Source organism: Acidovorax sp. HMWF018 (assembly GCF_003061035.1).
Classification (GTDB): domain Bacteria; phylum Pseudomonadota; class Gammaproteobacteria; order Burkholderiales; family Burkholderiaceae_C; genus Acidovorax; species Acidovorax delafieldii.
Genome location: NZ_QAIM01000177.1, coordinates 1 through 2,577 on the forward strand (window position 1 = coordinate 1; position 2,577 = coordinate 2,577).

A 2,577-nucleotide genomic window follows, 5' to 3' on the forward strand; every position below is an offset into this window, starting at 1 on the left:
TGTACTGCGCACGCACTTGCTTGTCACTCATTGCTCAACTCCTTGTCGGTATTTTCAACAAGGGTTAAGAACTCCACTTTTCAGGGGCAACCTCACTTTGCGTGCAAGTTCTTCAAGCGCACACAGCACGAGATCGGCTACAGCGAGTTCCCGCTGCCCGCGCGCTTGCTCAAAAACGCGCAAAAGTGCGTAGCTGAGCTGTCGACGGGTATCAGCAATCTTGTAGGTCATAGCATCACCTCCATGCGTCGCTTTTGCCTAAACTGGCAGCTTGGGCCTTGTCCCTGTGTGAATGTCAAGAAGAGTGCAGGCCCTTAGGAAATCGCCTTCGAGCGAAGGTCCATCCTTCGCTCATGCGCTCTTCAGAGCATGCCAGCAACCCCCATGCGGCCTGTGGCTTTCAAAATCGTAATCGGAAGGTCACCGCTTCGTAGGGGTGCGGCTTCTAGACTTCTCTACATGGCGCAGAAAAACGCCACCTGGATGGACCATATCGGGCATCCGGCGCCACAGGAGACCATCATGAAAGTTCGTACCGCCATCCTAGTCGCCAGCCTCGCTGCATCCGCTACAGCGTCCTTTGCCACTTCGGTGTACCACGCAAGCCCAAGCCAGGAAGAAGGCGTGAGTCTGGCCCCCGACCACCTGGGCAACGCGATCAGCCGCCAAGCTGTCGAAAACACCGTTCTGGCCGCTCAAAAGGACGGTTCGCTGTACTGGATCAGCCGTGGCTACCCCGCTACCTATCCGCTCGTCCCCGGTCCCAAGCTCACCAAGACCCGCCAGCAAGTTCTGGATGAGTTGCAGGCCGCCAAGCGCAACCCTGTGACCAGCGATGGCATGCGCGACCTGGGCGGCGAGGCAGGTTGGGTCAACGCCCGCCAACTCCCCTGAGCTGTCTCAACGATTACCTGCAATCGTGTGCCCCTTCAAGACCGGCCTGCGGTTGCACTCAAACCACCATCATTTATTCAACAAGGAAATCCCATCATGAAACTCAAGTCCACCCTCATCGTCCTTTCCCTCGTCGCCGCCCCCGCATTTGCTTCGGACCAAGCGGTCAGCAAGACGCGCGAACAAGTGCGGGCTGAATTGGCGCAGGCTCAGCGAAGCGGCGACATGCTCGCCTTTGGCGAATCGGGTCTTACGCTCAAACAGATCAATCCTGGCGCCTATCCCGTGGCTACTTCGACTCAGGTCGGCAAATCCCGGGAGCAAGTGCGGGACGAGTTGGAGCAGGCTATCCGCACAGGCGACATCATGGTGGCCGGCGAGTTCGGGGTCAAACGCAATGAACTGATGTCAGGCCGCTATCCCACCGTGGCGAGCAAATCGCTGAAGACACGCGACCAGGTCAAGAGCGAGCTGGCACGTGCCATCCGCGAGGGCGAAGTCGTCGCTGTGGGCGAAGACGGCCGCAAACTCAACGAAATCTATCCGGACCGATACCACGCAGCGCAGCATGCTGCCGTCGCCGTCACATCGGATGAGTCCACCAAGGCTCCCCGCTTCTAAATCGGTCCGGTCCACGTGAGGACGTCGATGCCTGGCAAGAGCGCCTGCATAGCGAACCATAGGCCCAAGGAAAATATGTCTGTAGGGGCATCGGAGGCATCGGCGCGATGCGAACCTCAGCTCGGCTCTTTGCGGCACAGACAGTAGATGAACTTCTGGACGGTGCCGAGTGGCGTATGGTGCTCTTCGCGCGCTTGCTGCAAGAGCGTGAATGGGGCCCCGAATTGCGCGTGCAAGCCGTCGGCGCTGTAGCGCATGACGGGCAAACCGCTGCACCTCTCTGGTCCGTCTTCTGCAAACGTCGCCACGATGACGTGACCGCCGGGCTTGACAGCGCGCAGAACCGCCTGAACGTAGGCCTCCCGCTCGTGCGACGAGGTAAGGAAATGAAAAACGGCCCTGTCATGCCAAACGTCGTAGGCATGCCGTGGAAGGTCCACGCGCGTAATGTCGCTCACAAGCCAGGTTACGGTGTCCGCACGCGCCCCCAGTCGAGACCGTGACGCCGACAAAGCAGCCTCGGACAAGTCAAGAACCGCGACCTTCATGTACCCCTCATCAAGCAAATCATCGACCAAAGTTGAAGCACCCCCTCCAATATCAATGATGCTCGCATCACGGGCGACTGAAGTCTGCCGAATGAGCTGGGTGGATTGCTGAGCGTGTTCCTGAAACCAACTCACCCCAGAGGTGGGCTTTGCCGTGTAGACCTGCTCCCAATGATCTTTGGACTGCATGTAAATCTCCAATGAAAGTACGCGCGTCTATGCTCTCGCAGGAATGTGCCGACTTCGCTGGGAAGCGTCCGCGCCGATCTGTGCTCCGACTACGTGGCTTTTGCCCAGAGCAAGTCACACCTGCATATTCATCACATCGGTGTAGGCTTGAACAATTCGGTTACGACTTTGCAGGGTAGCCTGAAACGCAATGTTCGACTTGACTCCGGCGAGCATCGTTTCTTCCAAGCTGACCGTGGGATTGCCGAGTGTGACCTCACGACTCAGCCGACCCGACTCACTTTGCAAATGGCTGGTGGTTGTCAGCGCCTGCTTCATCGCGTCC

General features: G+C 58.4%; 5 protein-coding genes. 2 read left to right on the top strand and 3 right to left on the bottom strand.

Translation table 11 applies throughout. The annotated features are described in order from the left end of the window. Nucleotides 1-54: 54 nt before the first annotated feature. Nucleotides 55-231 carry a hypothetical protein gene (locus DBR23_RS29555; RefSeq protein ID WP_158276432.1) on the bottom strand — a complete coding sequence of 59 codons (177 nt, stop codon included), beginning with the start codon at nt 229-231 and terminating at the stop codon, nt 55-57. A gap of 291 nt (nt 232-522) precedes the next feature. On the opposite strand from DBR23_RS29555, the gene DBR23_RS06655 reads away from it, so the two are divergent. Continuing rightward, nucleotides 523-894, top strand: coding sequence for a hypothetical protein (locus tag DBR23_RS06655; RefSeq protein ID WP_082486177.1), 372 nt, complete (start codon nt 523-525; stop codon nt 892-894). 96 nt (nt 895-990) lie between these two features. After that, on the top strand, nt 991-1,515 hold the full coding sequence (locus DBR23_RS06660) for a DUF4148 domain-containing protein (protein WP_008904063.1): 525 nt from the start codon (nt 991-993) through the stop codon (nt 1,513-1,515). A gap of 116 nt (nt 1,516-1,631) precedes the next feature. On the opposite strand, the gene DBR23_RS06665 is transcribed toward DBR23_RS06660, so the two are convergent. Both DBR23_RS06665 and fliE read right to left on the bottom strand, forming a co-directional pair. Beyond that, entirely contained in the window at nt 1,632-2,252 is a 621-nt protein-coding gene (locus DBR23_RS06665; protein ID WP_008904064.1) for a class I SAM-dependent methyltransferase, read from the bottom strand. 114 nt (nt 2,253-2,366) lie between these two features. After that, on the bottom strand, nt 2,367-2,577 hold a 211-nt coding region (gene fliE, locus DBR23_RS06670; RefSeq protein ID WP_108497714.1), incomplete at its 5' end, for a flagellar hook-basal body complex protein FliE.